At 66.7% G+C, this 2,234-nt stretch carries 2 protein-coding genes; both read left to right on the plus strand.

Translation table 11 applies throughout. The features are described from left to right. Nucleotides 1-179 precede the first annotated feature (179 nt). A complete protein-coding gene (locus tag HNO81_RS20265; RefSeq protein WP_371818321.1) occupies nt 180-1,151 on the plus strand; it encodes a PucR family transcriptional regulator in 972 nt (323 codons plus the stop codon). Beyond that, nucleotides 1,148-2,101, plus strand: coding sequence for a glutaminase (locus HNO81_RS19890; RefSeq protein WP_175319812.1), 954 nt, complete (start codon nt 1,148-1,150; stop codon nt 2,099-2,101). The genes HNO81_RS20265 and HNO81_RS19890 overlap by 4 nt, the downstream gene beginning before the upstream one ends. The last annotated feature ends 133 nt before the right edge of the window (nt 2,102-2,234 follow it).

A 2,234-nucleotide genomic window follows, 5' to 3' on the forward strand; every position in this document is an offset into this window, starting at 1 on the left:
AAGGACGACCCCGCCGGCCATTAGAGGACGGCAACAACGGCTGGATGCGGGCCCACTGCCCATCAGTCAAAACAGAAGTACGAGACACCCATCAAGCATCCCGAACAACCAGCCCAGGCTTTAGGAGACACGCCCTAGGCGCCTACCGCGAACTCCACCGGACCCGGCAGCCGGTCCGCGTGCCCGCCCGGCCCCAGGACGGGCTGCGTGAACGGGTGGCCATCGCGCTCTTCGCCGGGGAGCGGATCATGGGCTACATCTGGCTCCAGGAGACTGGAGAGGGCTTCGGCCCGGACGTGGAATACGTCCTCACCGGATCCGCAGCCAGGGTTTCCGCCGAACTGATCCGCTACCGCAACCAGCAGTCCGTCCACATGCGGGAGGACCGGGTGGCACGGATCCTGTCGGGCCCCGCCGAGGCCGCCGCCAGTGCCCACAGCGGAAAGATCCCTTCGGAGCGTCCCGCGGCGCTGCTCCTGATCGGCATGTCCGACGCCGACTCCCGGGCTGATGACGCCGCGCTCAAGCACGGCGAACTGGCCAACCTGGCCTCCATTCACGCCGCCGCGTACAAGGCGTCCGCCGTCGTGGGCCAGTTCAACGGTGACACCGCCATCATCCTGCCGGACCTCCAATCCGGCACGGCGGAAGCGGGGCTGCGGTCCCTCGCGGAAGCCGTGGTCAAGGATGCCCGCAAGCACCTGGGCATCACACCCTTCGCCGCCGTCGGACCGCTGGCTCCGGACCTGCTGTCCCTCCACGGGGTCACCGGCATCACCGAAGCGCTGCTGGCGTGCGTGCGGAACGCCGCACCCGGCACGGTGGCCACCGTTGACGATTTCGAAGCCGAAATCCTGTACCGCGAGGCCGTACGGAACTTCCTGGGCTCACCGTTCCGGCACCGCAGCCTGGCGGCGCTGCTCCAGGAAGACGCGGACCTCGCGGTCACCCTGCAGGCCTACTTCGACGCCTGCTTCGACGTCGCAGAGTGCGCCAAGCACTTGAACCTGCACAAAAACACCGTGTACTACCGCGTTGCCAAGGCAGCCAAGGTCACCGGGCTGGACTTCGGCAACCCCCGCGATTCATTGGTGGCACTCCTCCATCTCCAGGAGTGGGCCGCCGGCACCGACAATTCAGGCAGGAAATGAGCACCACACTCAGCGCACCGCCCCTGGGCCTTCTCCTCGAAGACATTGTTCGCCGCCACCGGCCCAGGCAGGACGCCGGCAGCGTCCCCGGAAACATCCCTTTCCTGGCCACGGTCCCGTTCGACCGATTCGGCATCGCTGTCGCCACCACCTCCGGCGAGGTCTTCAGCTCCGGGGACGCCGGCGTCCCCTTTTCCATCCAGAGCATTTCCAAGGTGTTCACCCTGGCCATGGCCCTGCAGGGCGGCAGGTCTGCCGCCCTGTGGTCCCGGGTGCTGCGCGAGCCCTCCGGAACGTCCTTCAACTCGCTGGTCCAGCTGGAAGCCGAGAAGGGCATTCCCCGCAATCCCTTCATCAACGCCGGCGCCCTGGTGGTCACCGACCACCTGCTGGAAGAGACGCCCGACGCCGCCGCGCAGCTCCTGCGGTTCCTCACCGAACAAGCGGGGAACCATGCGCCGGAGCCAGGGCAGCACGCACCGTTCATCGACGAAGACGCTGCTGCGGGCGAGCTGGCCGGCAGCAGCCGCAACCTGGCCCTGGCGCACTTCCTCAAGGATTTCGCCAACCTTACCCAGCCCGCCGGCGTCGTGGTGGAGAACTACGTCCGCCAGTGCTCCATCATGATGACCTGCGTCCAACTGGCCCGGGCCGGCCTGTTCCTCGCCAATGACGGCCAAGGAACAACCGGCCGGGTGCTGGCGCCCAGCGAGGCCAAGCGGATCGGCTCCATCATGCTGACCTGCGGCATGTATGACGCCGCCGGCGAATTCGCGTACCGGGTAGGCCTGCCCGGCAAGAGCGGAGTAGGCGGCGGGATCCTGGTGATCGTCCCGGGCCAGTGCGCCATCTGCGTCTGGAGTCCCCGGCTGGATGCCAAGGGCAATTCCCTTGCCGGCACCGCCGCCCTGGCCGACCTCTCCGACCGCACCGGCTGGTCAGTCTTCTAAATTTCCCCATCCAGCAAGATCTTCTCCGGATCGAAAGGAATACCCATGCCCAACAACCCCAATGAAGAGGTTGAGTTCGACCACGTTATTGATGGTGGTCATGCGCATGCGTCTGAGTCCTCCCTGCATGCGG

The organism is Pseudarthrobacter sp. C4D7, assembly GCF_013359725.1.
Classification (GTDB): domain Bacteria; phylum Actinomycetota; class Actinomycetes; order Actinomycetales; family Micrococcaceae; genus Arthrobacter.

Coding starts and splice junctions, on each gene's coding strand:
- HNO81_RS19890 (WP_175319812.1), top strand. CDS start 1,148: ATGAGCACCACACTCAGCGCACCGCCCCTGGGCCTTCTCCTCGAAGAC.